This is a genomic window from Paractinoplanes aksuensis, from assembly GCF_024137025.1.
GTDB classification, from domain to species: Bacteria; Actinomycetota; Actinomycetes; order Mycobacteriales; family Micromonosporaceae; genus Actinoplanes; species Actinoplanes aksuensis.
Window position 1 is genome coordinate 214,956 of record NZ_JAMYJR010000021.1, and the last position, 24,302, is coordinate 239,257.

A 24,302-nucleotide genomic window follows, 5' to 3' on the forward strand; every position below is an offset into this window, starting at 1 on the left:
GATATTTCGGGGTGGTGACCACGACGCAAACATCCACTCACAGTGACGATCCACAGTGCCCTCACCTGCATCAAGGCAACCACGACAGGCGGGCCGGGTGCGCGTGATCCGCCTCACGACGACCCCGATCGCCGTCACCGGACCCCTTCCGCAGGCGTCCGGGGACACCCGAGCACGGGTAGCGCTAGTTCGACCACGACCGGAGCCCTGTCGGATTTCCGTCAGTGTCAGGCCGGTCGCGACGGATACGCGCCATAGACCCCTTTCGCCCTTCTTCGACGCGCATCGCCGGCCCTCCACTCTCGACTTTCACAAGTTCAGATAACGCAGCGGAGCCAACGGGAACGCTCCCAGGGATGCGATATCAACCGTGCAGTACGTAATCATTCAGGCACTGAATGCAATGTCACGGCAAAGCGCTTGTGCCTGCAATCAAGTAATCGCAGGCGTCCCCGGCCCGCCCGCCGCCTGAGAGCATTCATTCCACCCATCGGCGGAGCAGGGGATCGCCCTCCGCCATGCGATCAAGGAAGCGGCCGCCGATAATCCCGGCCCATTCCCCCGCGTACGACTCACCGGAACAACCGGGCCCGGCCGGGCCCCCGCGCTACGGTGCCCCGGTGAACCCGGAACACTTGCTCACCCCGGCCGCCGAGGCCGGGCTCGTGGTCGATGCCGTCCTGCGTGACCTGCGCGACGGCGACCACCGCGGCGTGGTCGTCGACTCGCCGCCCGGCGCCGGCAAGTCCACGCTGGTCGTGCGCGCGGCCGGCGAACTGGCGGCGGCCGGTGAGGCCCTGATGATCGTGGCCCAGACCAACGAGCAGGTCGACGACCTCATCGCCCGGCTCGGGGCGCGGTCACCCGAGGTCGCCGTGGGCCGGCTGTCCGCTGTCGACTACGAGGCCAGCGACCGGGTGCGCGACCATCCCCGCTGCCGCGTCGGCCCCAAGGTGGCCGATCTCGGCTCGCCCGCCGTCACCATCGGCACCGCCGCGAAGTGGGCGACCGTCACCGAGGGCACGTGGCCGTGGGCGATCGTCGACGAGGCCTATCAGATGCGGTCCGACGCGCTGCTGCGCGTGGCCCCCCGGTTCCTCCGCGCGCTGTTCGTCGGCGATCCGGGCCAGCTCGACCCGTTCTCGACGGTCGAGGTCGAGCGCTGGACCGGCCTGTCCTGGGACCCGATGCAGAGCGCCGTCGCCGTCCTGCTGCGGCACAACCCCGACCTGCCCGTCCACCGCCTGCCGGTCTCGTGGCGGCTGCCGCACACGGCGGCGCCGGTGGTGGCCGAGGCCTTCTATCCGTTCACGGGTTTCCGCTCGGGCACCGGCCCCGGCGACCGCGAGCTGAGCTTCGGCCGGCCACCGGTCGACCCGCTGGACGAGGTGCTCGACGCGGCCGCCGCCTCGGGTTGGGGCCTGCACGAACTGCCCGGCCGCTTCACCGTCCGCACCGATGCCGAGGCCGCCTCCGCGTGCGCCCAGTTCGCCGTGCGCGCGCTGGCCCGCGAGGCCGTGAGCTCGTCGGAGTCCGGAGGCGGCGCGCTGACTGCCGACCGGATCGCCATCGGCGCCGCCCACCGCGACCAGGCCGCCGTCATCCGCTCGTTCCTGCCGCCCGAGGCGAAAGGCGTCACCGTCGACACCGCCAACCGTCTTCAGGGCCGCGAGTACGACCTGACGATCGTCCTGCACCCGCTGTCGGGCCGGCAGGACGCGACCGCCTTCCACCTCGAGTCCGGCCGCCTCTGCGTGCTGACCTCCCGCCACCGGCACGCGTGTGTGGTGGTGGCCCGCGAGGGCATCGCCGAACTGCTCGACGCGCATCCGTCGACCGAGCCGGTGCACCTGAACGTGCCGGTGAAGTTCCCCGACGGCTGGGAGGCAAATCAGGCGATACTGTCCTATTTGCATAAGGGAGTGTCGCTCAACCGACACAAGCCACTACTTTGAGTTAATGTATCGGCCGATCCTGCGTCCTCGTCGAGGTGAACTGGCGGCGCTCACCCACCTGGTGCCGAGCGAAGCGAACCGGGTCCTGCCGATCCTCGAGCTCGACCCGGGCACCGACCTGTTGCCGCTGATCCGCGAGCAACCCCCGCGTACGGGATGCCTGGCGGTCGACTTCGGAGCGATCGACGAGCCCGCCGACCTGCTCGCGGCGCCCTCGCTCGACCTGGCCGAGCAGCTGGCCGGGCTGGGTCTGACCATGCTGCCCGTGCTGCGCGCGACCGAGAGCCGGCGCCGGCTGGCCGCCCACGGCCTGGCCGCGCGCATGCACGGCCGCCACGCCGTGCTGCGGCTCCAGCCGCACGTCGACGCGGCCAACCCGGCCCAGGCCGACCTGCTCGTCGAGCGGATGCTGCGCGGCACCGGCCTCGCCGCGGACGAGATCGACCTGCTGATCGACCTGGCCGAGACGGCCTGCGGGGCCCACGCCGACCGCTTCGAGGAGCAGCTGCACCGGATCCTGCGCTGGGCCGGCCGCCGCCCGTGGCGGTCGACCAGCGTGGCCTCGGGCGCGATGCCGCCCAACCTCGACGAGCTGCCGACCGACCGGCCGGTCACGATCGACCGGCACGACGCCCGGGTCTGGGCCAGGATCGACCGGCCCGGCATCGGGTACGCCGACTACGGCGTGACCTCGCCGGTGCGGCGCCGCGGCGTCCAGCGGCACCGGCAGCTGCCGACCCTGCGCTACACGGCCGAGCACAACTGGTGGATCTACCGCTGGTCGCGGCGCGGCGGCCGCAGCGACGACCGCTGCCACGACCTGTGCCGCACGCTGGTCACCTCGCCGCACTGGCCGGCCGCGGGCGCCCGCTTCTCGTGGGGCGACGCCGAGATCGCCCGCCGGGCCCGGATGGCACCGGGCGCCGGCAGCCCGACCGGCTGGATGTCGTGGAGCACGTCGCACCACATCGCGCACGTGCTGCGCGCTCTCGGGCCGGACGAGCCCGGGATCGACTGAAACTGTCGTACGCTTGTTCTAATGTCGCTGACAGCCGCGTTGGCCTATGCCCGGCACGGGATCCCGGTCCTGCCGGTGCACGCGCCTGACCCGCGTGGCGGCTGTTCCTGCGACCGAGGAGTCACGTGCCCGAGACCCGGCAAGCATCCCCACCTGCGCCACGGCCTCACCGAGGCGAGCACCGACCCGCGCCTGATCGAGCTGTGGTGGTCCCGCTGGCCCGGGGCCAACGTCGGGCTGCGCACGGGTGTGACGATGGATGTGGCCGACGTCGACTCGGCCGAGGGCTGGCACGGGCTCTGCCACCTGCTCGGCGGCGAGTTCCCGGCCGGGCCGCGGGTCCGCACGGGCGGCGGCGGGTGGCATTTCTGGTTCCGCCCCCTGGGCCACGGCAACCGCGTGCGCCTGCTGCCCGGCCTCGACTGGCGGGGCGTCGGGGGCTACGTGGTGGCTCCGCCGTCACGCCACGCCTCCGGGGCCGACTACCGCTGGGTGCTGCGCCCCGGGCGGTCGCTGCCCGAGGGCCCGACCGCCCTGCGCGCCCTGATCGCGGGCCCGCCCCCGCCGCCGAGCCACCGCCCGATCGCGCACCCGTCGCGGTATGCGCGGGCAGCCCTGATCGCCGAGGCCGACCGGGTGGCCCGGGCTCCGGCCGGCACGCGCAACGACACGTTGAACCGGGCCGCGTTCTCGCTGGGCCGTCTGGTCGGCGCCGGGCTGCTCGATCAGGCCGACACGATGCGGGAACTCGAGGACGCCGCCCGCTTCGCCGGGCTGGGCCGGGCCGAGATCCGGGCCACCCTGCGCTCGGGTCTGACCGCCGGCCGACGTGCCCCGTTCGATCCGGAACTGAACCGCGACGTGGCGTGAAACCACTCTTGCCCCAAAAATGGGGTCATGACCCACTGCGACAGCATCAGCCGCACCCACGTGGCCGGAGGGCCGGCATGACTCAGGCCCGTCAACTGAAGCCGTACGACCTCGAGATCTCCGTCGCGGCCGGGCGCGACGAGGTGTGGGAATCCGTGACCCAGCCGGGCGTCCTGCATCAGTGGTTCGGGTGGGACTACGACGGGCTGGCGGCCGAGATCAAGCAGATCTTCGTCGACGAGGCGACCCTGTGGGCGCCCGAGCAGATGGGCTGGGCCGACGGGTCCTTTCTGGAGGTCGTCGGCGGCGACGACACGGCGCGGGTGCGGGTGGCCCGCGAGGGCACGGGCCACGGCGGCCCCGAGGTCTACGACGCGATCGAGGAGGGCTGGCGCTCGTTCCTGGTCCAGCTGCGCTTCCTGCTCGATCAGCGTCCGCGGGGCCGGCGGCGCACCCTCTACCTCACCGGCGAGACCACCGGCCGTCAGGCGTTGTCCCTGGTGCCCGGCGAGTGGGAGCGTTTCGGTCCACGCGTGGCGTGGACCGTCGACGCCGAGGGCCACCTGGTCGTGGCGGCGGGCCGGGTCCCGCTCGACCACCGGGCCGCGACCCACTTCGAGGTGACCGTCTCGCTGTTCGGCGCCGACGACGCCACGTTCGAATCGGCCCGCGAGGCCTGGGCCAAGCGCTGGGCGCCCCTGGCCGCGGGGGCCGAGCTGACGACGGCCGTCGATCCGGCCCCGGCGAGTTGACCCGAGCGGGGGATGCGGGACGAGGCGCTCGGGGGTCGATGCTGCTGCTGAAGCCCGGTAGCCTGGCAACCTCTGACCGGCCGGGGAGCGTACTTTGCTGCGGGGTGACTTGGCTTCGGAGGCGCCCGACAGCGCCGCTTCGGAGGCGCCCGAGGGCGTTCTCGCCGATGCCGCACGCCTGCGCTCCGTCGCCCGGCTGGGGCTGGGACCGGGCGGTGACCCGGCCTTCGACCGCATAGCGGGCATCGTCGAACGCCTCGTGGACGCGCCGGTCGCCGCCGTGACCGTGCTCTCGCGCGACCGGCAGCACCTGCCGGGTCAGGTCGGCCTGCCCGAACCGATCGCCGCCGAGCGCCTGATGCCGCTGAGCCACTCGTTCAGCCGGCACGTCGTCGAGTCGGGCCAGGCGATCGTGGTGCCCGACGTGCGGGCCGACCCCCGGATGCGCGACAACCTGGCCATCCGCGACCTCGGGGTGATCGCCTTCGCCGGCGTGCCGCTGACCGACTCCGACGGGCTCGTGCTCGGCACCCTGGCCGTCATGGACCGCGAACCCCGGGTCTGGACCCGGAGCGAGATCGGGCTGCTGACCGAACTGGGCGAGGTGTGCAGCTCCGAGCTGCGGCTGCGCATCGCCCGCGAGGTCGCCGACGAGCAACGCCGCGCCGCCCAGTCCGCCCACGGCCAGCTCTCGCTGCTGGGCGAGCTGACCGACGCGCTGGCGGCCACGATGGACATCGACGAGGCGCTGCACCGGCTGGGCGGTCTGGTCGCCGGACGTCTGGCCGACTGGTGTCTCATCACGCTGGCCGACCAGTCGGCGGCGATCCGGCACGTGTCCGCCGCCCACCACGACCCGGCCCAGGCCGAGACAGCCCGGCGTCTGGCCGAGCTGGCCCGCGCCGAAGGGCTGGACGTCCGCTCGCTGATCCGTTCGGTGCAGAGCACGGGCCGCCCGGTCCGGCGCACCGAGGGCGGCGCCTTCGCCGCGGCTCATCTGACCGAGCTGGCCGACCGGCTCGGCTTCGGCTCGTTCATGGTGGTGCCGATCTCGTCGCCCGTCACCTATCGCGTGCAGGGCGCGGTGCTGCTGGTCAACGGGCCCGGCCGGGCGCCGTTCACCGACGCCGAGCAGAGCACCGCGGCCGAGGTGGGCCGCCGGGCCGGGCTGGCCGCCGACAACACCCGGGTCTTCGGCCGGCAGCGCCACGTGGCCGAGGTGCTGCAACACAGCATGCTGCCCGAACTGCCCGAAGTGGAGGGCGTCGACCTGCACGGCCGCTATCTGCCGGCCCAGGACGGGGCGTCGGTCGGCGGCGACTGGTACGACGCGTTCGCCCAGCCCGACGGCAGTCTGATGCTGGCCGTGGGCGATGTCTCGGGGCACGACATCGAGGCCGCGGCCACCATGGGCCAGGTACGCAACCTGGTCCGCGGCGACGCCTACGGCCGGGACGACGCGCCGGGCCCGCTGCTGGCCCAGCTCGACCGCGCGCTGCACGGCCTGCGGGTGCCCGCCGCGGCCACCGCCGTGCTGGCCCGCCTCCACCGCGACCAGGACGATTACCTGGTCTCGTTCGCCAACGCGGGCCATCCGCCGCCGGTGCTGCTGCGCCCCGACGGCGAGGTCGAGATCTGGTGGGAGGACCCGGAGCCGCTGCTCGGCCTGCTCCCCCGGGCCCGGCGCACCACCCACCACCGCCGCGTCCCGACCGGCAGCACGCTGCTGCTCTACACCGACGGCCTGGTCGAGCACCCGGCCCGCCTGCTCGACGACGGCATCGACCGCATCCTGGCCGTGCTGCGGGGAAACGCCGGCCTGCCGCCCGAAGAACTGTGCACCCGCCTGATCAACGCGGCCCCGCGCCGCGCCGACGACATCGCGCTACTGGTCGTCGGCGTCCACTGATGGACGGGCCGGCGGGCCGCCGTGCGTCCACGGGGTGTCGTCCGGGTCGGGGAAGGCCGCGCCCGGCCGGTACGCCTCGCTGAGCGTGGTCAGCAGCAGCTGCTCGCCGACCTCGGGAACACTGCCGGGCTCGGCCACCAGTTTGCGGCCCATGCCGCCGGAGAGTTCCAGCACCACGTCCGTGCTGGTCGCGCCCGGGGTGACCGAGATGACCTTCGCCTTCTGGGCGGGCCGGGCAGGCGAGGTGAGGGCGGCGCCGGGCTCGACCCGTACGGCTTCGGACGTGGCCACCATGATGCGGGGCCGCAGCACGGGCCGTTTGCCGCTGTCGTCGATGCGATCGGCCTTGGCCAGCGTCACCACGGCGCCGAAGGCCTGCCCGGTCAGCCGGTGCTCGGCCATGACCAGCGGGTCGTCGAAGGCCCGCTGCACCGCGTAGCGCGTGGCCGCGTTCTCGAGTCGCTGCAACCGGGCCGCCGCGGCCACCGCCCCGTCCCGGCGCGGTTGCGGCGAGCCGTCCTCGATCAGGTGCTCGACGTAGGCCGAGTAGGCATCCCGGTCACTGTCCCAGCGCGACCCGACCCGGGCCCCGGCCGGCAGGTCGCGTAGCAGCTCGATCGACTTCCACATCCGCTCCCACGTCGGCGTCAGCAGCTCGCGCAGCACGCCGGTGAGCGCGGGGTCGGCCGCGGTGATCAGCGGGGCCAGGATCTCGTTGTCGAACGCGGGGTCGGTGGCGGGCCCGGCGACCGGACCGTTCTCGGCCTCGCGGGCAGCCTCGACGCCCTCGGTGATCCAGGCGAACAGCGATCCGAAGTGGGCATCCTCGGCCGCGCTCTGTCCGGTGGCCCAGTGCTGCCCGAGCGCCTGCACGGCGTTGACCAGCAGGGACGACCCGGGCACCTCGGCCGAGGAGGCGAGGAAGGTGAGCCACTGCCCCAGGCGGGGCACCGATGCCGGTACGGGAAAATCGCCGTCGGTACGCCGGAACCGGGTCGACCGGCCGAGCAGCCGCAGGAAGTCGGCGCCGCCCGGGTTGGGCACCCAGATCTGCGGCGCGTCGACGAACCGGTGGCGCACGTCGCGACCCCGGTCGACCGGCACGGCCTCGGTGGCGCCGGCGAACGAGTCCAGGTAGGGCACGACCGCCTCGGCCAGGTCGGCGAAGAACGTGAACCGCTCGTCCCGGTTGCGAGGCTGGCTCACCACGAGCAGGCGGGCGTCGGCCGGCGACGAGCCGAGCATCGCGGCCAGCGGCGCGTTGGCCTCGCCGGCCATGGCCAGCGGGATCAGCACCAGCGGCCGGTCGTGAACGTGCAGATGACGTACGGTCGTGATGGGCTGGGCCCGGCCGGCCGCGAACGCGTGGGCCCGGGCGAGCGCGACGAGCGTACTCACAAAGCCTCGTCCCGCAGCCGCTGTGCCGCCCGCAGCAGGGTCGCGGCCTCGACCTGATCCGGCTCCGGTTCGCGCGTGCCGGCGGCCAGCGCGAGCACCTCGCCGACCGTCTCGATACCGCCCAGCGCCTCGCGCACCGGACGCCCCAGCAGCTCGGTGCGCCCGTCGGCCTCGTCCCGGCAGAACACCGACATCTCGCAGGCCGACAGGCATTCCGGCGCATACCGCGCGGTCAGCGTGTCGAGCGAGGACACCAGGTCGGCGACCGGCTGGGCCAGATCGAACGACAGCGTGGGCGGCAGCGACTCGATCAGCGACGACACCGAGGCCAGCCGGGAGAGCTGCCGCTTCAGGGTCGACAACTGCTTGCGGACGTCGAGGACGACGGCCACCGGCTGCATCGAGAAGTTCTCGGGGCAGACCAGCACCACCTCGTGGCTGACCCGGTCGTCACCTAGCAGCCGCCGCAGCGCGAGCACGTAGACGGCCGCCTGCACCGCGGCCGACGACACCGCGGTGCCGTCGGCCTGGCCGTCGATGATCGCGAACGACTTGATCTCGACGACCTGCAGCTGGGAGCCGTTCTGATAGGCGATCAGGTCGGGCTCGAGGAAGACCGTCTGCCCCGCCACGTCGAGCGTCAGCAGCGGGTGATCGAGCAGCCCTTCGGCCCCGCTGCGCAGCAGGGCCCGGGTGCGCGTGTGCCGCGCCGACAGCGTGTCGTCCTCGTCGGCGCCCAGGTCCTCGTAGCCGCCGACGTAGGCCCCGAGCGTCGAGCGCAGCAGGGCGCAGTCGTCGGCCTTGAGCATCGCCTCGAACGCGTTGCCGCGGGCCAGCGCGAACCGGGACTGCCCGAACGCGCCCGGGAAGCCGATCCGTTCGGCCAGACGCACCTTGTCGACGCCGGCCGCGTCCAGAACGGCCCGCCGGGTGCAGCCGGGGTTGCCGGTGAGCGCGGCCACCGTACGCGCGTTGTGCCTTTTGCCGGGGGCCGTGCCGCGCAGCCGTTCGACCTGGCTCACTCGCCGCCCCGCTGATGCGGCACGGCCGGAAGCCCGTACAGCTGCTGATCCTGCGACAGGGTCCGGGCGCGCTCGACCACGGCCGCCCGCACCGGCTCCTCGGCCTCGACCGCGGCGGTCAGCTCGGGCGCGTCCAGCGCCACCCGCGTCGCCGCCACCAGATCAAGAGCTTCCGGCCCATGGGGTACGTCCTCAGCCAGCGCCCGCAGCAGCCGGTGCGCGGCCCGTCCGGCGCCGGGGCGCATCGCCACGAACTCGGCCACCCGGATCACCGCGGTCAGCCCGTCGGACCGGGACCGGGCCGGCGTCACGATCCGGTGCTCGAGCGGCCACTCGGCCAGCGCGACCAGCCCGCGGGCCGGCGTGAGATCAGGGTTGAGCGCCACGCACAGCCCGGAGGCCGGGTCTCGGCGCAGGCCGGCCAGGGCGGGCACCGAAAGGTCGCCGTCGAACAGCGCGCTGTGCACGTCGACCAGCAGGCGGGGCGAGGCGGGCGCGCCGAGCAGCAGCAGCGCGTGGCGTGCCTGCTCGGCCGTGGTGGGCATCGTGCTCAGACCGTTCACCGGCCGCTCTCCGTGGGGGTCTGGCGGGGGAATTCGACTCTAGATCTTCTTACACCGGCGCGGCAATGTATGGACGAGTCGCAACTTTCACTCCCCATGACGATTAAACCTCGCATATCAGACGCCCCGCTTTCTGCGCGCTACGTTCGGACTATGCCGAAGGCCATCTGGAACGACGAAGTGATCGCCGAGAGCGACGACACCGTGGTTGTCGAGGGAATTCAGTACTTCCCGCGCGAGTCGCTGCGCGAGGACGTGCTGGCCCCCAGCGACACCCACACCGTCTGCCCGTGGAAGGGCAGGGCTTCGTACTACACGCTGACCGCGAACGGGCACACGACGCCCGACGCCGTCTGGTTCTATCCCGAACCGAAGCCGGACGCCAAGGCCGTACGCGACCGCGTCGCCTTCTGGAAGGACGTCCGCGTCGAGGCGTGACCCGTGATCGCGGGCCCGCTCACGCTCACTACTCAGGCGATGCGCGGGTGGGCCTGCTCGATCGTGGTGACCTCGAGATAGTCCAGCATGTCGCGCTGCTCCTCGGCGTCGAGCGCCCCGAACGCCTCGTAGGCGGCCGCGCGCGAGTGCTCGGTCTCGCCCGCCAGCAGCGCGATGATCCCCGACCAGGCCAGCGAGACCCGGTCGAACAGGCGCGCGCGCCGCAACGAGGTCAGCCGGCTCAGCATCGCCACCTTGGTCGCCGCGTCGTCATCGAGGGGGATCCGGTCGGAAAGTTCGAAAAGGGCTTTTCCCCGGTACGGGTGTTCCGACTCGACCATGCGGGCCAACTCGGCGTTCGACATGCGGTCGACGGCCGGCGCCGGACCACGACGAGGCAGCGAAGGTTTGTCAGCGGGCACGGCTGTCCCGCCCGCTCTCGTAGCCGTTGCCGGGCGACTGCTGCGGCAACGTCGGCGTGTTCTCAAAACTGGGGAACGGCGGCGCCGACGGCATGACCGGGGCCGGAGGCTCGTCCAGATCACCGTACTCATTTTCACCGCCCACCGTCTCGCTGACGGCCACCGCGACCTGCTCGGCCAGTGCGTCCTGGGCCCGGCGCATGGTCCGCAGGATCTCGGCCGACAGCGTCGCCCCCGCAAGCTGCTGCACGCGGTCGTCGAGCCGCAGCCCGGTGACCACACCGGAGCCGCCCACGGTCACCGTGACCACGCCGTCCTCGTCGGTCGCGGTCGCGCTGAGCGCCGCGAGCCGGTCCTCGAGATTTCCACCCGGCACAGCTTTGTCCTCCGTTGCCGACTTTTGTGCTGTTGGCGTCCTATGAGATCACGATCGACGTCCGGCCCGGCGCACACCCCGTCCTCATAATCTGCTCAAGTACCCCCGAGCGCGACCGATCAGGCGCGTCGGAGGTGCTTCATGGGGCGTTTCGGCAAGGTCCTGGACCGCGTACGGCGCGGCGTCGACATCACGATGATCTTCGCGTCGCTCCTGGCGCTGGCCTGGACGCCACTGGTCGGTCGCGAGGACGGCGTACTGGCCGTCGCGGTCGCCGTGGTCAGCGGCATCGTCCTGACCCGGATCAGCCGGCGCTGGCCCCTGGTGCAGTACGCCCCGGTGGCCGCGGCCGTCATCGCGGCCGCGGTGTACAACGCGTTCGGCGACACCACGACGACCATGATCTGGCTGATCCTGATCGTCACGGCCGTCATCCTGATCCGGCAGTTCCTCGGCTCGCACACCAACGAGGGACTGATGCGCGACCTCACCCGCCAGCGCGCGATCCTGGCCCGCCAGGCCTTCCGCGACCCGCTGACCGGGCTCGGCAACCGCGCCATGTTCATGGACCACGCCAAGGACGCCCTCGACGACGCGGACGACACCAAGACCGCCGTCATCCTGTTCGACCTCGACGGGTTCAAGGGCATCAACGACACGTACGGGCATGCCGCGGGCGACGAGCTGCTCAAGGCCACCGCCGACCGCCTGAACGCGAACGTACGAGCCAACGACACGGTCAGCCGCCTCGGCGGCGACGAGTTCGTCGTGCTGCTCCCCCGGCTGGCCGACGAGCAGACCGCGGACACCGTCGCCGACCGCATCCTGCACGACCTGCAGAAGCCGCTCGCCGTCGACGACCTGATCCTTTCCGTACGGGCCAGCGCCGGCATCTCCATCACGCAGGGCGGCACGCTCGACGTCGACACCCTGCTGCGCGAGGCCGACGAGGCGCTCTACCACGCCAAGGACGACGGCAAGGGCGTCGTGCGCCGCTTCGACCCGGTGCGCTTCGCCGAGGCCGCCCAACGCCGGCGCGACGAGTCCGACCTGCGCCGCGCCCTGGCCGAGATGCAGTTCGAGGTGCACTACCAGCCGATCGTCGACCTCAACGGCGAGCTGGCGGTGGGCGTCGAGGCGCTGGTGCGCTGGCGGCACCCCGTACGCGGCCTGCTCGGGCCCGGCGACTTCATCGAGCTGGCCGAGACACTGGGCCTCATGCCCGGCCTGGGCCTGTGGGTGCTGCGCGAGGCGTGCGCCCAGGCCGTCGTGTGGCAGCAGGACAACCCCGGCTTCAAGGTCAACGTCAACCTGTCGGCGACCCAGCTCTCCAGCCCCGAACTGACCGACGAGGTCGGCGCGGTGCTGGCCGACACCGGCCTGCCCCCGAATTCGCTGGTGCTGGAGCTGACCGAATCGATGGCCCTGACCGACCTGACCGAGTCGGCGCGCGTGCTGGGGTCGCTGAAGACCCTCGGCGTACGCATCGCCCTCGACGACTTCGGCACGGGCTTCTCGTCCCTGAGTCACCTGGGCGCCCTGCCCGTGGACGTGGTCAAGATCGACAAGTCCTTCGTGGCGGCCATGCGCGAGACCACGGCCAATGGCTCGGTGGCCGAGGCCGTACTGCAGATCGCCCGCACCTTCAACCTGGCCCCCGTGGCCGAGGGCGTCGAGGACGAGGTGCAGGCCGCCCTGCTGCGCGAACTGGCCTGCGCCGAGGCCCAGGGCTACCACTTCGCCCGGCCCATGCCGGCCGCCGAACTGACCGGTCTGCTCAGCCGCCAGTCGGCCGGCCTCCAGATCCGCTGACGCCAGTTATCCACAGGGAATCACCCTTTATCCACAGGTCTCCGTTCCGGTCGTACGCGTGCACCAAAATGCTTGGCGTGTTGGGAGACGTGCAACAGCTCGGCCGGGACGCGGCGAACCTCGCCGCGACCGCCGTGTGGACGCTCGCCGACGATGAGCTCGTCTCCTGCCTGCAGGTGGCCTACCGGGCCGAACAAGCCGTGGCCACTTTGCAGGCCCGCCTGACCCACCAGGCCACCGTGCGCGGTCTGCCCACGCGGCAGGGCGAACGGGGCACCACCGCCTGGCTGCGCTCCCTGGTTCCCATCGATCCGGGCCCGGCCCGCGAACTGGCCGACCGGGCCGACGCCCTGGCCCGGCACCCCGTGCTCGAGCAGGCCCTGATCGACGGCCACCTCGACGGACGTCAAGCAACCGCGATCGCCGCCGCCACCGACAACGTCGCGACGGGCCTGGCCGAGCTGCGCGCCGCTGACCTGCAGGACCCCGCCGACCAGGACCCGGCCGCCGCCGCTACGGCCGCGGCCGAGATCGTCCGTGAGGCCGAAGCCACGCTGATCGGGATGGCCGACCGGCTGCCCGCCTACCAACTGCGCAGCGTCGGCGAACGCGTCCTCAGCCACGTCGCCCCGCACCTGGCCGAGCGCGCCGAGGAAATGACTCTCGCCCGGCAGGAGGAACGCGCCCATCGGGCTCGCGGGTTCACCCTGTCGGCTCCGGTCGCGGGAACGGTGCGGCTGTCAGGGATGGTCGGCGTCGAGGACGCTGCCCTGGTTCAGGCGGCGTTGCACCCGCTGTGCAACCCGATCGCCGAGGACGAGCGACGACCGGCCCAGCGACGCGCCGACGCGCTGGTCGAGGTGTGCCGGCTCGCGATGCGCACCGCGGAGCTGCCACAGGCCGGCGGTGAACCCGCCCAGCTGGCGGTCACCGTCGCCTACAACCCGCTCACCCAGACGCTGGGTGCGGCCACGACCGACAGCGGAGCTCGGCTGCCCGCCGAGGCGGTGCGCCGGCTGGCCTGCGACGCCCGGATCCTGCCGGTCGTGCTCGGCACTGCCGGTCAGGTGCTCGACCTGGGCCGCACCCACCGCCTAGCCACGTCGGCCCTGCGCCGCGCGCTGGCCGTCCGTGACGGCGGCTGCGCCTTCCCCGACTGCGACCGCCCGGCCCGGTGGACCGACGCCCATCACATGATCGCCTGGACCGCCGGTGGAGCTACATGCCTGGACAACCTCGTCCTGCTCTGCCGCCATCATCACCGCCTGATCCACCACCCGCTCGCCGGCTGGCGCGTTCGGCTCGGCCCCGACCGACTGCCCGAGTTCCTGCCGCCGCCGAGCGTCGACCCGGACCAACAACCTCGCCGTAACCTCTTCCACCAGCGCGAATGAACCGGCCCAAGTGACTTACGCCTTGGCCGGTTGCACGGCCAATCCGATACCCGGAGCGATCGGCTTGAGCTTCTTGCCGGCGAAGAGCATCAGGCTCAACACGCTGGCAAAGATCGCGAGCGCCCCCGCCCCGTACCACGCCCACGTGTAAGCGCCGAGCTGGTCGCGCACCAGGCCGGCGGCCGTCGCCGCGGCGGCGGCGCCGAACTGGTGCGAGGCGAAGACCCAGCCGAAGACGACGGCGCCGCTCTCGCCGAAGTGCTCGCGGCACAGGGTGACCGTGGGCGGCACCGTGGCCACCCAGTCCAGGCCGTAGAACAGGATGAACACCAGCATGCTGGGGTGGGCCGCCGCCGCGAACAGCGACGGCAGCACCAGCAGCGACAAGCCGCGCAGGAAGTAGTACGCGCCCAGCAGGATGCGGCTGTCGACCCGGTCGGTCAGCCAGCCCGAGGCGATGGTGCCGACGATGTCGAACAGACCGACCAGCGCGAGCAGGCCGGCCGCCGTCGTCTCGGCCATGCCGTGGTCGTGGGCGGCCGGGATGAAGTGGGTGCCGACCAGGCCGTTGGTGGTCGCTCCGCAGATCGCGAACCCGCCCGCGAGCAGCCAGAACGGCCGGGTGCGGGCCGCCGACGCCAGGGCGCGCAACGCGGTGCGGGCGGCGCCGGCCGGGGCGATCGGCTTGGGCTCCTCGTAGACGCCGCCGTAGGCGCCCAGCCCCAGTTCGGCCGGGTGGTCGCGCAGCCGCCACCAGACCAGCGGCACGACCAGCAGAGCGGCACCGGTGACAGTCAGCGCGGCCGGCCGCCAACCGGAGTGTTCGGTCAGCGTGGCCAGCACGGGCAGAAAGACCAGGTTGCCGGCCGCGCCGCCGGCGGTGAGCACGCCGGTGACGAGGCCGCGGTGTTTGACGAACCAGCGGCCGGTGATGGTGGCGACGAAGCCGAGCGCCATCGAGCCTGTGCCCAGGCCGACCAGCACGCCCCAGAGCAGGATGAGCTGCCAGCTGGCCTGCATGAACACGGTGAGGCCGGAGCCGGCCGCGACGAGCAGCAGCGCGGCCATGATGACCCGGCGGATGCCGAAGCGTTCCATCAGGGCGGCCGCGAACGGGGCGGTCAGGCCGTAGAGCAGCAGGTTGACCGAGACCGCGGCCGAGATCGTGCCCAGGGACCAGCCGAACTCGTCGTGCAGCGGCCGGATCATGACGGACGGGGTGGCCCGGAACCCGGCCGCGCCAACCAGGGCAACGAAGGCGACGACGGCCACCAGCCAGGCCGGGTGGATGCGCAGTTTGCTCACGGTACAGATTCTGCGAAGTCCGGGAAGAAACGACGAGTGGCCGGAAGGCCATCATGCGCAAGAATTGGGCCATGTCTCATGTGATTGCCGTCCTCGCCCTGGACGGGGTGGTCCCGTTCGATCTCGGCACGGCCACCCAGGTCTTCGGCGCGGCCCGCGACGCCGACCGCAACCGGCTGTACGACATCCGGGTCTGCGGCACCGGGCCGGTGCGCACGACGGCCGGCTTCACGGTCGTCCCCGATCACGACCTGAGCATCCTCGAGACGGCCGACACGATCGTCGTTCCCGGCGTGGACGCGGGCAGCACCGTCACCGACGGGACGCTACAAGACGACGTACGGGAAGCTCTTCGAAAAGCCGCAGCCAGAAAGACCAGGATCGTCTCGATCTGCACCGGCGCCTCGGTGCTGGCAGCGGCCGGCCTGCTCGACGAACGCCCCGCGGCCACCCACTGGCTCTGGGGCAAGCGGATCGGCGGCCTCTACCCGCAGGTCCGCTGGAACCTCGATGTGCTCTTCGTCGACGACGGCGACATCCTCACCTCGGCCGGGGTGGGCGCCGGGGCCGACCTCTGCCTGCACATCGTGCGCAACGACCACGGCGCCGAGGTCGCCAACCGCGCGGCCCGCCGCTGCGTGCTGCCGCCCTGGCGCGACGGCGGACAGGCGCAGTTCATCGAGCGCCCGGTCCCGCACTCGGACGGCACCGGCACCGCGCCGACCCGGGCCTGGACGCTCGACCGGCTGGCCGAGCCGGTGACCCTGGAGGCGATGGCCGAGCACGCGCGGATGAGCGTGCGCACCTACACCCGGCGCTTCCGGGAGGAGACCGGCACGAGCCCCCGCCAGTGGCTGTTGCGACAGCGCATCGCGCACGCTCAAGTTCTGCTCGAGTCGACCGATCTGGGGGTCGAGACGGTGGCCCGCCGCTCGGGCCTGGGCAGCGCGACCGCCCTGCGGCAACACCTGCAGACGGCGATCGGCGTCGCGCCGACGGCATACCGGCGAACCTTCCGGCAACCGGCGAATCTTCAAGTTTGACCCGCGATGTCCGATCAGTAAGGCGAGCACTCGTCGCCGAACTAAGGACGTCATGGACCAGACCTTCCGCCCGCTGCTGGACGCGCTCAAGCAGATCGGGATCGATCCGCTGGCCGTGGACAAGGCCGCGGAGGAAGCGCAGCGCAGTGGCCGGTCCGTGCGCGCGGTCCTCATCAACGATCAGGTCGTCACCGAGGAGCAGCTGACCGCGGCGGCGGCCCAGGCGTTCGGCATCAAGACGGTCGACCTGGTCAGCTTTCAGCCCGACCCAGCCGCGCTGAAGAAGATCCCGCTGCCGGTCGTGCTGCGGCACCGCGTGCTCGGCCTCTCGATGGCCGACGGCGAGCTGGTCGTCGGCGTCACCGACCCGGGCGACGTGGTCGCACTGGACGACGTCCGCGCGGCCACCGGCATGATCGTCCGCCCCGTCGTGGTCGCCCGCAGCGAGGTCCGGCGGATCATCGAGCGGCTCCAGCGCGAGTCCAGCGACCTCGGCGACCTGGTCGACAACGACGCCGAGGCCCAGACCGGCATGTCCGCGCAGGCCACCAGCGCGGACGACGCCCCGATCGTGCGCTACGTCAACAGCCTGATCGAGCAGGCCGTCATGAACCGCGCCTCCGACCTGCACCTCGAGCCGACCGAGGACGACATGCGGGTGCGCTACCGCATCGACGGCGTGCTGCACGAGGTCGACCTGGTGCCGAAGGGCGTCATGGCCGCGCTGACCTCCCGCATCAAGATCATGTCGGGCGTCGACATCACCGAGAAGCGGGTGCCGCAGAACGGCCGCATCACCGCGCTCATCCGCGACCGCACGGTCGACCTGCGTACCGCCACCCTGCCCACGGTGTGGGGCGAGAAGATCGTGCTCCGCGTGCTCGACACCGGCGGCATCGACCTCGACATGAACAAGCTGGGGTTCACCCAGCACAACCTGGACCGTTTCGCCGCGTCGTTCACCAAGCCGCACGGCATGGTGCTGGTGACCGGCCCGACCGGTTCCGGCAAATCGACCACCCTGTACGCCACGCTGGGGCGGATCAGCAAGCCCGAGGTCAACGTGATCACCGTCGAGGACCCGGTCGAGTACCGGCTCCGCGGCGTCAACCAGGTGCAGGTCAACGCCAAGGCCGGGCTGACCTTCGCCGCCGTGCTGCCGGCCATCCTGCGCTCGGACCCGGACGTCGTGCTGATCGGTGAGATCCGGGACGGCAACACGGCCCAGATCGCGGTCGAGGCGTCGCTGACCGGTCACCTCGTGCTGTCGACGCTGCACACCAACGACGCGCCGGGCGCGGTCACCCGTCTCACCGAGATGGGCATCGAGCCGTTCCTGGTCGGGTCGTCGCTCGACTGCGTGCTGGCCCAGCGGCTCGCGCGCCGGCTGTGCGACTGGTGCAAGGAGGCCTACAAGCCGAGCGAGGAGGAGCTCGTAGGCGCGCGCTGGCCGTTCGAGGACCTGGCCGTGCCCGAGGTGCTGTACCGGCCGGTGGGCTGCCGCAACTGCGCCAACACGGGGTACCGGGGCCGGATCGCGCTGCACGAGGTCATGCCGATCAGCCCTGAGATCGAGGCGCTGACCATCCGCCGGGCCTCGTCCAACGAGATTCTCGAGGTCGCGCTCTACCAGGGCATGTACGAGCTGCGGGCCGACGGCCTGGCCAAAGCGTCGGGCGGGCTGACCTCCGTACGTGAAGTGTCCCGCGTCGCCATTTGAGCGCCACAAACCTTATCCCGTACGCCTGAGCACCGCCCGAAAACGCCAGAACTGACCCTAAACCGGCCCGCCGGAGTGCCGAATACAAGAGCGTCCGTACCGACGAGAGAAGCCGGTGGAGATGTACCAGACCGACACGATGGTGCCCCAGCAGGCGGCGCCCCAGCCGGCCCCGCCCGCGCCGGGGGACCTGGCCGTGCTCAACCAGATGCTCGTCACGCTGGTCGAGTCGCGGGGTTCCGACCTGCACCTGACCGTCGGCACGCCGCCGATGATGCGGGTCAACGGCTCCCTGCGCCCGCTCGACGGCTACGGCAACCTGAACTCGTCGGACACCGCGCTGCTGTGCCGGGCCGCGATCTCGGCCGACCAGTGGGCGACGTTCCAGAACGTGCAGGAGCTCGACTTCGCGCACAGCATCGTCGGCGTCTCGCGGTTCCGCGGCAACTTGTACGTGCAGCGCAACTCGTGCGGCGCCGTCTTCCGGGCCATCCCGCACGAGATCAAGCCGCTGGACGAGCTGGGCATGCCCGACTCGGTGGCCCGCTTCGCCCATCTGCCCCGGGGCCTCGTCCTGGTGACCGGCCCGACCGGTTCCGGCAAGACCACCACCCTGGCCTCGATCCTCGACCTGGCCAACCGCAGCCGGGCCGACCACATCGTGACGATCGAGGACCCGATCGAGTTCCTGCACCCGCACAAGCGCAGCGTGGTCAACCAGCGCGAGGTCGGCGCGGACACCGAGACCTTCGCCTCGGCCCTCAAGCACGCGCTGCGTCAGGACCCGGACATCATCCTGGTCGGCGAGCTGCGTGACCTCGAGACCACGGCCACCGCGCTGACCGCGGCCGAGACCGGCCACCTGGTGCTGGCGACCCTGCACACGCAGAGCGCCACCCAGACCATCGACCGCGTCATCGACATCTTCCCGCCGCACCAGCAATTGCAGATCCGGGCTCAGCTGGCCGCCTCGCTGCAGGGTGTGATCACCCAGGCTCTGGCCCCGCGGGCCGACAACAAGGGCCGGGTCGTGATCGCCGAGATCCTGACCGCGACACCGGCTATCCGCAGCCTGATCCGCGAGGGCAAGTCGCACCAGATCCCCTCGTTCATGCAGGCCGGCGCGGGCGACGGCATGCTCGCGTTCGACCAGCACCTGGCCGAGAAGGTGCGCGAGCAGGTCGTGACCATGCCGGCCGCCCTGGAGCTCTGCCACTCGCGGGAGGAACTCATGCGACTCGTGGGACGGAGCTGACCCCATGCCGGCCACCAAGGTCTATCGCTACAGCAGCATCGACGCCGCCGGCCACCGGGCCAAGGGCACCGTCGAGGCGCCGAACGAGGCCGCGGCCGGCAACCTGCTCAAACAGCGGGGCGAGACCCCGCTGGAGCTGACCGAGACCGGCAAGGGTCTCGACATGGAGATCAAGATCCCGGGCCTGGGCAACCGGGTCAAGCTCAAGGATCTCGCCGTCTTCTCCCGCCAGTTCGCCACGATGACCGCCTCCGGCATGTCGCTGCTGCGGTCGCTGGCGATTCTGGAGGAGCAGAGCAGTTCGCCGCCGCTGAAGAAGGCTCTGGGCGAATTGCGTACGGATGTGGCTGCCGGCGCCTCGCTGTCGGGCTCCATGGCCAAGCACGACCGGATCTTCCCGCGCCTCATGATCGCCATGGTCCGGGCCGGGGAGACCGGCGGTATGATCGACCGCGCTCTCGAGCAGATCGCGGACAGCCTGGAGAAGGATACCGCGCTCCGCGGCAAGATCAAGAGCGCGATGACCTATCCGGCGATCGTGCTGTCGTTCACCTTCGTCCTGATCGCCGCGGTGCTCATCTTCATCGTGCCGATCTTCGAGGCGATGTTCGCCAACCTCGGCGGCGAGCTGCCGGCGATCACCCAGTTCCTGGTCGACGCGAGCCACAACATGTGGTGGATCGGCCCGCTGATTCTCACCGTCGGCATCACCGGCTCGATCTTTTACAAGCGGCAGATGCGGGCCAGTGAGGACTTCCGGCTCAAGGTCGACCGCATCAAGGTCAAGATGCCGGTCTTCGGCTCACTGTTCCGCAAGCTCGCGATGAGCCGCTTCTCCCGCAACCTGGGGCTGCTGCTCAACGTGGGTGTGCCGGTGATGCAGGCGCTCACCGTGGTCGGCGAGACCACGGGCAACGAGATCATCAACGTCGCGATGAAGGACGTGCAGGCCGCCGTCCGCGACGGCCAGACGATGTCGTCGGCCCTGCGCAACCACCCGATCTTCCCGGCCATGGTCACGCAGATGATCGAAGTCGGTGAAGAATCCGGCCAAATCAGTCAGATGCTGGACAAGGTTGCCGATTTTTACGACAGGGAAGTCGACAGTGCTGCCGAATCCCTGACCGCCTCGATCGAACCGATCATGGTGCTCGTCATGGGCGCCGTAGTGGGCGGAATGGTGATCTGTCTCTACCTACCGATGTTCACCATTTACCAGAACATTCAAAGCAACTGAAAGGGCCGGACTCCCGCCGGCCGAACGGGCCCCCCGCCCGGCAAAACCCAACCGCCACACCCCAGACGCCATGGAGGCACCCCCAATGCACGACATCATCACGCGGCTCCGCAACAAGAAGGACGACGAAGGCTTCACCCTCATCGAGCTTCTGGTCGTGGTGGTCATCATCGGCGTGCTGGTCGCGATCGCCGTGCCGGTCTATCTCAACTACCGCAAGGGAGCCGCGGACAAGTCGGCCCAGTCCGACGTTCGCGGCGCGGTGAGCACAATCGAGCAGTACTACACGGACAACAGCAACTCGTACCCGCTCACGAACCGGGCCGAGGTCAAGGCGAGCTTCAACGTCGCGACCGGCTCGACCGCCGCGCCCGCCGCCGGCGCCGCTGCCCCGGCCGGCTGGATCACGCTGTCCGACAAGACCACGATGACCTACATCATCGGCGCCTCGGTCGGCACGCCGGCCACCTCGGTCTCGACCTACAAGATCTGCGCCAAGAACGAGAACGGCAGCGGCAAGCTCTACGTGTACGACAGCGCCATCGGTGGCTCGGTCAAGACGCTCGACAACGGCAAGATCGCCGACTGCACCGCCTGATGATCTGACGGTCGAAGAACCCACCGCCGGCGCCGAGGAGGTAGTCCCGATGTCGCAGCTCCCGCTGCTCGTCGTGGTCGCCCTGCTCGGCCTGGCGGTGGGCTCTTTCCTGAACGTGGTGATCTACCGCGTGCCGCGCAACGAGTCGCTGATCCACCCGCGCTCGCACTGCCCGGCCTGCGGCACCGAGGTCCGCAACAAGCACAACGTCCCGGTCTTCGGGTGGCTGCTGCTGCGCGGCCGCTGTGCCGCCTGCGAGGCGCCGATCAGCCCCCGCTACCCGCTCGTCGAGGCCGGCACCGCGGTGCTGTTCGTCGCGGTGGCGGCCCGGTTCGGGCTCTCCTGGGAACTGCCCGCCTATCTGTACCTGGCGGCGATCTCAGTGGCGCTCGCGGTGATCGACCTCGATGTGATGCGCCTGCCCGACAAGATCGTCCTGCCGTCGTACGCGGTGGCCCTGGTCCTGATCGCGCCGGCCGTGATCGCCGAGCGCAGCTTCTCGACGGCCGGCCGGGCCCTGCTGGCGGCGGTCGTGCTCTACGTCGGGTACTTCATCCTGGCCGCCATGCCGCGCGGGATGGGCGGCGGCGACCTCAAGCTGGCTCCCCTGCTCGGCTTCTATCTGGGCTGGCTCGGCTGGAGCTCGGTGGCCATCGGCGCGTTCGCCGCGTTCCTGCTCGGCGGGCTGGTCGCGGCCGTGCTGATGCTGCTGCGCCGGGCCAACCGCAAGAGCCGCATCCCCTTCGGCCCGTACATGCTCGCCGGCGCCTTCCTCGCGGTGTTCGCCGGAGCGCCCATCGCGCAGTGGTACGCCTCACTACTCGTCCCCACCGTCTAAGCAAGTAAAGGAAGGAGACCGATGGCTGGCGTCATCCCGATCGGGCTGGACATCGGCACGTCCTCCATCCGGGCCGTCGAGGTCCGCCGGGGCAAGGACGACTACACGTTGTCCAACTTCGGTCAGGTGCCGCTGCCGCCCGGCGCTGTCACCGGCGGGGTGGTCCAGGACCCGGTGATGGTCACCTCGGCCCTGAAGCAGCTCTGGGCGGCCTGCAAGTTCGGCACCAAGAACGTCAACCTCGGCGTGACCAACCCGCAGCTCGTGGTGCGCGAGATGGCGGTGTCCAACCTGCCCGCCAAAGAGATGCGCCAGGCCCTGCCGTTCCAGGTCAAGGATGCGCTGCCGCTGGCCGTCGAGCGCTCGCTGCTCGACTTCTATCCGCTCGAGGAGCCGGGCGACAACCCGACCGTGCGCGGGCTGCTCATCGCCATGCCCAAAGAGGCCGTACTGGGCGCGGTCGGCGCCGTCGAGAAGGCCGGCCTGCACGTCAAGGGGGTCGACCTGGCGTCGTTCGCCCTGCTGCGGGCTGCCTCCCGGCTGGACACCCAGATCGAGGCCATCGTCGACATCGGCCTCGACGTGACCAGCCTGGTCGTGCACGCCGACGGCGAGCCGCTGATCGTGCGGACCGTCCCGCGCGGCGGTCAGGAGATCACCGACAGCATCGCCACCCGCCTCGGCATCCCCCAGCCTGAGGCCGAGGAGCTCAAGTGCCGGTACGGCCTGCACGGCGACGGCCGGCCGGACGGCGTGGACGCCGCCGAGGAGGCGGTCCGCCCGCTGGTCAGCGAGCTGCGCAGCTCGTTCACCTACCTCGCCTCGAGCGAGCGGCACCTGCAGGTGACCCGGCTCGCCCTGTGCGGCGGCAGCGCGCTCATGCCCGGCCTGGCCGAGCACCTGCAGAACCAACTGCGGATCACCGTCATGTACGCCGACAGCGCCAGCCGCCTGAGGGACACGCGCAAGGGCCGCGAGCGCGGCTTCGACAGTTTCGTGCCCTCGGCCGCGGTGTCGATCGGCCTGACCCTGGGAGCGGCAGCCTGATGACCACCACTCAAACCGCCCTGATGCCGGTCGACCCGGCGGTCTCCCCTGCGCAGGCGGCGCGGATCCTGACGATCCGGGCCAACCTGCTGCCGGAGGAGATCCGGGCCGGGCGCAGCGCCCGCCGCACCCGGTTCGCGCTGATCGGTGCCGTGGTCGCGGTCATCGCCGGGCTGGGCGGCTGGTACGCCTACGCGGTGCACCAGGTCGACACGGCCCACGACAACCTGACCATGGCCACCGACCAGGTGCGGCGGGTGCAGAACGAGAAGAAGAAGTACTCCGGGGTGACCGCCACGATCAACGACGTCAAGACGGTCCAGAACGATCTCAAGTCGCTGCTGGCGACCGACCTGCCGTGGGCCACGACCATGGACCGGCTGCGCTCGGACGCCAAGGCCACCGACGTCGTGATCGACGGCCTCTCCGGCACTATGGCCGACGGGGCCGCCACCACGCCGGCCACCGGCGCCACGAGCGCGGCCGTCGCGACCTTCTCGATCACCGGCACGGCCCCCGACAAGAAGCACGTGGCCGAGTATCTGGACCGGCTGGCCACCATGCCCGGCTTCACCGACCCCTACCTGGTGACCACCGCCCAGGAGGACACCACCAAGGTCACGTACTCGCTGACCGTCAAGGTCACCTCGGCCGCCCTGTGCGGACGGTTCACCACCGCCTGCAAGACCGGGGGCAACTGATGGAGGCCCGCCGCACCGACCGGATCTGGCTCATCGGCGGCATGGTGGCCATCGTCATCCTCGTCGCCGCGGCCTGGCTGCTCGCCGTCTCGCCCAAGTACGCCGAGGCCGACGAGGTGCAGGCCGAGGCCGACGACACCACCATCCAGCTGACGTCGCTGCGCAAGGAGGTGGCCGCGCTCAAGGAGCAGAACGAGAAGAAGGCCACCTATCAGGCTCAGCTCGACACGCTCGTGACGAACCTGCCCGAGACGTACGGCATGCCGGTCTTCCTGCGTTCGCTCCAGGACGCCGGCGCCGCCACCGCGGTCGAGGTCAGCGATCTCAGCGTGGGCGGCGCGGTCGCTTCGGACAAGACTGCCACCGCGCTCGAGATGCCGCTCTCGATGAACGTCAAGGGCACCATCACCGACGTCAGCAAGTTCATCGTGCGGCTGCAGCAGACGCAGAACCGGGCCGTGCTGCTGAACGCGGTCACCGTCTCCGACGAGGACGCGGACGAGAAGGTCGTGGCCAACCTGACCTTGACCGCCTTCTGCACCAAGAACGACCTCGCGGACAGCGCCAAGGCCGACCGGACGGACATGTGCATCACGACGTGACGACGGCCACCGGGTGAACCCGGTGGC

23 protein-coding genes are annotated in these 24,302 nt (G+C 71.1%); 17 read left to right on the plus strand and 6 right to left on the minus strand.

Going from position 1 to position 24,302, the window contains the following annotated elements; all coding sequences use genetic code 11:
• Nucleotides 1–620: 620 nt before the first annotated feature.
• The 5 genes from M1L60_RS20120 to M1L60_RS20140 all read left to right on the plus strand — a co-directional run bounded on the left by M1L60_RS20120 (nt 621) and on the right by M1L60_RS20140 (nt 6,504).
• Nucleotides 621–1,955, plus strand: coding sequence for an AAA family ATPase (locus tag M1L60_RS20120; protein ID WP_253238988.1), 1,335 nt, complete (start codon nt 621–623; stop codon nt 1,953–1,955).
• A 4-nt stretch (nt 1,956–1,959) separates the two neighbouring features.
• The gene (locus M1L60_RS20125) at nt 1,960–2,973 is read left to right on the plus strand and encodes a beta family protein (RefSeq protein ID WP_253238989.1); all 1,014 of its coding nucleotides are present in this window, start codon (nt 1,960–1,962) and stop codon (nt 2,971–2,973) included.
• Between the two features lie 21 nt (nt 2,974–2,994).
• Nucleotides 2,995–3,843: a bifunctional DNA primase/polymerase gene (locus M1L60_RS20130; protein ID WP_253238990.1), complete on the plus strand. Its 849-nt coding sequence runs from the start codon at nt 2,995–2,997 to the stop codon at nt 3,841–3,843.
• A gap of 77 nt (nt 3,844–3,920) precedes the next feature.
• Nucleotides 3,921–4,595 (plus strand): activator of HSP90 ATPase, encoded by a 675-nt coding sequence (locus tag M1L60_RS20135; RefSeq protein ID WP_253238991.1) that lies wholly within the window; start codon nt 3,921–3,923, stop codon nt 4,593–4,595.
• Nucleotides 4,596–4,689: 94 nt separating this feature from the next.
• Entirely contained in the window at nt 4,690–6,504 is a 1,815-nt protein-coding gene (locus M1L60_RS20140; RefSeq protein WP_253238992.1) for a GAF domain-containing SpoIIE family protein phosphatase, read from the plus strand.
• On the opposite strand, the gene M1L60_RS20145 is transcribed toward M1L60_RS20140, so the two are convergent.
• From M1L60_RS20145 to M1L60_RS20155, 3 genes are read right to left on the minus strand one after another with little or no spacing between them, the layout of a single operon-like run.
• Nucleotides 6,481–7,902: a hypothetical protein gene (locus tag M1L60_RS20145; RefSeq protein WP_253238993.1), complete on the minus strand. Its 1,422-nt coding sequence runs from the start codon at nt 7,900–7,902 to the stop codon at nt 6,481–6,483. The genes M1L60_RS20140 and M1L60_RS20145 overlap by 24 nt on opposite strands.
• Nucleotides 7,899–8,924 (minus strand): hypothetical protein, encoded by a 1,026-nt coding sequence (locus M1L60_RS20150; RefSeq protein ID WP_253238994.1) that lies wholly within the window; start codon nt 8,922–8,924, stop codon nt 7,899–7,901. The genes M1L60_RS20145 and M1L60_RS20150 overlap by 4 nt, the downstream gene beginning before the upstream one ends.
• The gene (locus M1L60_RS20155; protein ID WP_253238995.1) at nt 8,921–9,487 is read right to left on the minus strand and encodes a hypothetical protein; all 567 of its coding nucleotides are present in this window, start codon (nt 9,485–9,487) and stop codon (nt 8,921–8,923) included. Before M1L60_RS20155 ends, M1L60_RS20150 begins: the two co-directional genes overlap by 4 nt.
• Nucleotides 9,488–9,640: 153 nt before the next feature.
• On the opposite strand from M1L60_RS20155, the gene M1L60_RS20160 reads away from it, so the two are divergent.
• Complete coding sequence (locus M1L60_RS20160) at nt 9,641–9,925, plus strand: DUF427 domain-containing protein (RefSeq protein WP_253238996.1); 285 nt, start codon at nt 9,641–9,643, stop codon at nt 9,923–9,925.
• 32 nt (nt 9,926–9,957) lie between these two features.
• Here the strand turns inward: M1L60_RS20160 and M1L60_RS20165 are convergent, their stop codons facing one another.
• Both M1L60_RS20165 and M1L60_RS20170 read right to left on the minus strand, forming a co-directional pair.
• Entirely contained in the window at nt 9,958–10,290 is a 333-nt protein-coding gene (locus tag M1L60_RS20165) for a hypothetical protein (protein WP_253238997.1), read from the minus strand.
• Between the two features lie 46 nt (nt 10,291–10,336).
• Nucleotides 10,337–10,723, minus strand: coding sequence for a YbaB/EbfC family nucleoid-associated protein (locus M1L60_RS20170; protein ID WP_253238998.1), 387 nt, complete (start codon nt 10,721–10,723; stop codon nt 10,337–10,339).
• A gap of 141 nt (nt 10,724–10,864) precedes the next feature.
• On the opposite strand from M1L60_RS20170, the gene M1L60_RS20175 reads away from it, so the two are divergent.
• Together M1L60_RS20175 and M1L60_RS20180 are read left to right on the plus strand one after the other, a co-directional pair.
• On the plus strand, nt 10,865–12,535 hold the full coding sequence (locus M1L60_RS20175; RefSeq protein ID WP_253238999.1) for a putative bifunctional diguanylate cyclase/phosphodiesterase: 1,671 nt from the start codon (nt 10,865–10,867) through the stop codon (nt 12,533–12,535).
• 68 nt (nt 12,536–12,603) lie between these two features.
• Nucleotides 12,604–13,929, plus strand: a complete 1,326-nt coding sequence (locus tag M1L60_RS20180; RefSeq protein WP_256516726.1) for an HNH endonuclease signature motif containing protein — start codon at nt 12,604–12,606, stop codon at nt 13,927–13,929.
• Between the two features lie 15 nt (nt 13,930–13,944).
• Here the strand turns inward: M1L60_RS20180 and M1L60_RS20185 are convergent, their stop codons facing one another.
• The gene (locus M1L60_RS20185; protein ID WP_253239001.1) at nt 13,945–15,234 is read right to left on the minus strand and encodes an MFS transporter; all 1,290 of its coding nucleotides are present in this window, start codon (nt 15,232–15,234) and stop codon (nt 13,945–13,947) included.
• A 71-nt stretch (nt 15,235–15,305) separates the two neighbouring features.
• On the opposite strand from M1L60_RS20185, the gene M1L60_RS20190 reads away from it, so the two are divergent.
• The 9 genes from M1L60_RS20190 to M1L60_RS20230 all read left to right on the plus strand — a co-directional run bounded on the left by M1L60_RS20190 (nt 15,306) and on the right by M1L60_RS20230 (nt 24,275).
• Nucleotides 15,306–16,277, plus strand: coding sequence for a GlxA family transcriptional regulator (locus M1L60_RS20190; RefSeq protein ID WP_253239002.1), 972 nt, complete (start codon nt 15,306–15,308; stop codon nt 16,275–16,277).
• A 52-nt stretch (nt 16,278–16,329) separates the two neighbouring features.
• Complete coding sequence (locus tag M1L60_RS20195; protein WP_253239003.1) at nt 16,330–17,997, plus strand: GspE/PulE family protein; 1,668 nt, start codon at nt 16,330–16,332, stop codon at nt 17,995–17,997.
• Between the two features lie 121 nt (nt 17,998–18,118).
• Nucleotides 18,119–19,252, plus strand: a complete 1,134-nt coding sequence (locus tag M1L60_RS20200) for a type IV pilus twitching motility protein PilT (RefSeq protein ID WP_253239080.1) — start codon at nt 18,119–18,121, stop codon at nt 19,250–19,252.
• Nucleotides 19,253–19,256: 4 nt separating this feature from the next.
• The gene (locus tag M1L60_RS20205) at nt 19,257–20,489 is read left to right on the plus strand and encodes a type II secretion system F family protein (protein ID WP_253239004.1); all 1,233 of its coding nucleotides are present in this window, start codon (nt 19,257–19,259) and stop codon (nt 20,487–20,489) included.
• Between the two features lie 85 nt (nt 20,490–20,574).
• Nucleotides 20,575–21,087, plus strand: coding sequence for a type II secretion system protein (locus tag M1L60_RS20210; RefSeq protein WP_253239005.1), 513 nt, complete (start codon nt 20,575–20,577; stop codon nt 21,085–21,087).
• Nucleotides 21,088–21,136: 49 nt separating this feature from the next.
• Nucleotides 21,137–21,925 (plus strand): prepilin peptidase, encoded by a 789-nt coding sequence (locus tag M1L60_RS20215; protein ID WP_253239006.1) that lies wholly within the window; start codon nt 21,137–21,139, stop codon nt 21,923–21,925.
• Between the two features lie 21 nt (nt 21,926–21,946).
• Entirely contained in the window at nt 21,947–22,972 is a 1,026-nt protein-coding gene (gene pilM, locus M1L60_RS20220; protein WP_253239007.1) for a type IV pilus assembly protein PilM, read from the plus strand.
• Nucleotides 22,972–23,673, plus strand: a complete 702-nt coding sequence (locus M1L60_RS20225; protein WP_253239008.1) for a PilN domain-containing protein — start codon at nt 22,972–22,974, stop codon at nt 23,671–23,673. Before pilM ends, M1L60_RS20225 begins: the two co-directional genes overlap by 1 nt.
• Nucleotides 23,673–24,275, plus strand: coding sequence for a type 4a pilus biogenesis protein PilO (locus M1L60_RS20230; RefSeq protein WP_253239009.1), 603 nt, complete (start codon nt 23,673–23,675; stop codon nt 24,273–24,275). Before M1L60_RS20225 ends, M1L60_RS20230 begins: the two co-directional genes overlap by 1 nt.
• The last annotated feature ends 27 nt before the right edge of the window (nt 24,276–24,302 follow it).

Excerpts from the sequence above, each read along its gene's own strand:
- M1L60_RS20125 (WP_253238989.1), top strand. The coding sequence starts at position 1,960 with ATGTATCGGCCGATCCTGCGTCCTCGTCGAGGTGAACTGGCGGCGCTC.
- M1L60_RS20130 (WP_253238990.1), top strand. The coding sequence starts at position 2,995 with ATGTCGCTGACAGCCGCGTTGGCCTATGCCCGGCACGGGATCCCGGTC.
- M1L60_RS20135 (WP_253238991.1), top strand. The coding sequence starts at position 3,921 with ATGACTCAGGCCCGTCAACTGAAGCCGTACGACCTCGAGATCTCCGTC.
- M1L60_RS20160 (WP_253238996.1), top strand. The coding sequence starts at position 9,641 with ATGCCGAAGGCCATCTGGAACGACGAAGTGATCGCCGAGAGCGACGAC.
- M1L60_RS20165 (WP_253238997.1), bottom strand. The coding sequence starts at position 10,290 with ATGTCGAACGCCGAGTTGGCCCGCATGGTCGAGTCGGAACACCCGTAC.
- M1L60_RS20175 (WP_253238999.1), top strand. The coding sequence starts at position 10,865 with ATGGGGCGTTTCGGCAAGGTCCTGGACCGCGTACGGCGCGGCGTCGAC.
- M1L60_RS20180 (WP_256516726.1), top strand. The coding sequence starts at position 12,604 with ATGCTTGGCGTGTTGGGAGACGTGCAACAGCTCGGCCGGGACGCGGCG.
- M1L60_RS20190 (WP_253239002.1), top strand. The coding sequence starts at position 15,306 with ATGTCTCATGTGATTGCCGTCCTCGCCCTGGACGGGGTGGTCCCGTTC.
- M1L60_RS20195 (WP_253239003.1), top strand. The coding sequence starts at position 16,330 with ATGGACCAGACCTTCCGCCCGCTGCTGGACGCGCTCAAGCAGATCGGG.
- M1L60_RS20200 (WP_253239080.1), top strand. The coding sequence starts at position 18,119 with ATGTACCAGACCGACACGATGGTGCCCCAGCAGGCGGCGCCCCAGCCG.
- M1L60_RS20205 (WP_253239004.1), top strand. The coding sequence starts at position 19,257 with ATGCCGGCCACCAAGGTCTATCGCTACAGCAGCATCGACGCCGCCGGC.
- M1L60_RS20210 (WP_253239005.1), top strand. The coding sequence starts at position 20,575 with ATGCACGACATCATCACGCGGCTCCGCAACAAGAAGGACGACGAAGGC.
- M1L60_RS20215 (WP_253239006.1), top strand. The coding sequence starts at position 21,137 with ATGTCGCAGCTCCCGCTGCTCGTCGTGGTCGCCCTGCTCGGCCTGGCG.
- pilM (WP_253239007.1), top strand. The coding sequence starts at position 21,947 with ATGGCTGGCGTCATCCCGATCGGGCTGGACATCGGCACGTCCTCCATC.
- M1L60_RS20225 (WP_253239008.1), top strand. The coding sequence starts at position 22,972 with ATGACCACCACTCAAACCGCCCTGATGCCGGTCGACCCGGCGGTCTCC.
- M1L60_RS20230 (WP_253239009.1), top strand. The coding sequence starts at position 23,673 with ATGGAGGCCCGCCGCACCGACCGGATCTGGCTCATCGGCGGCATGGTG.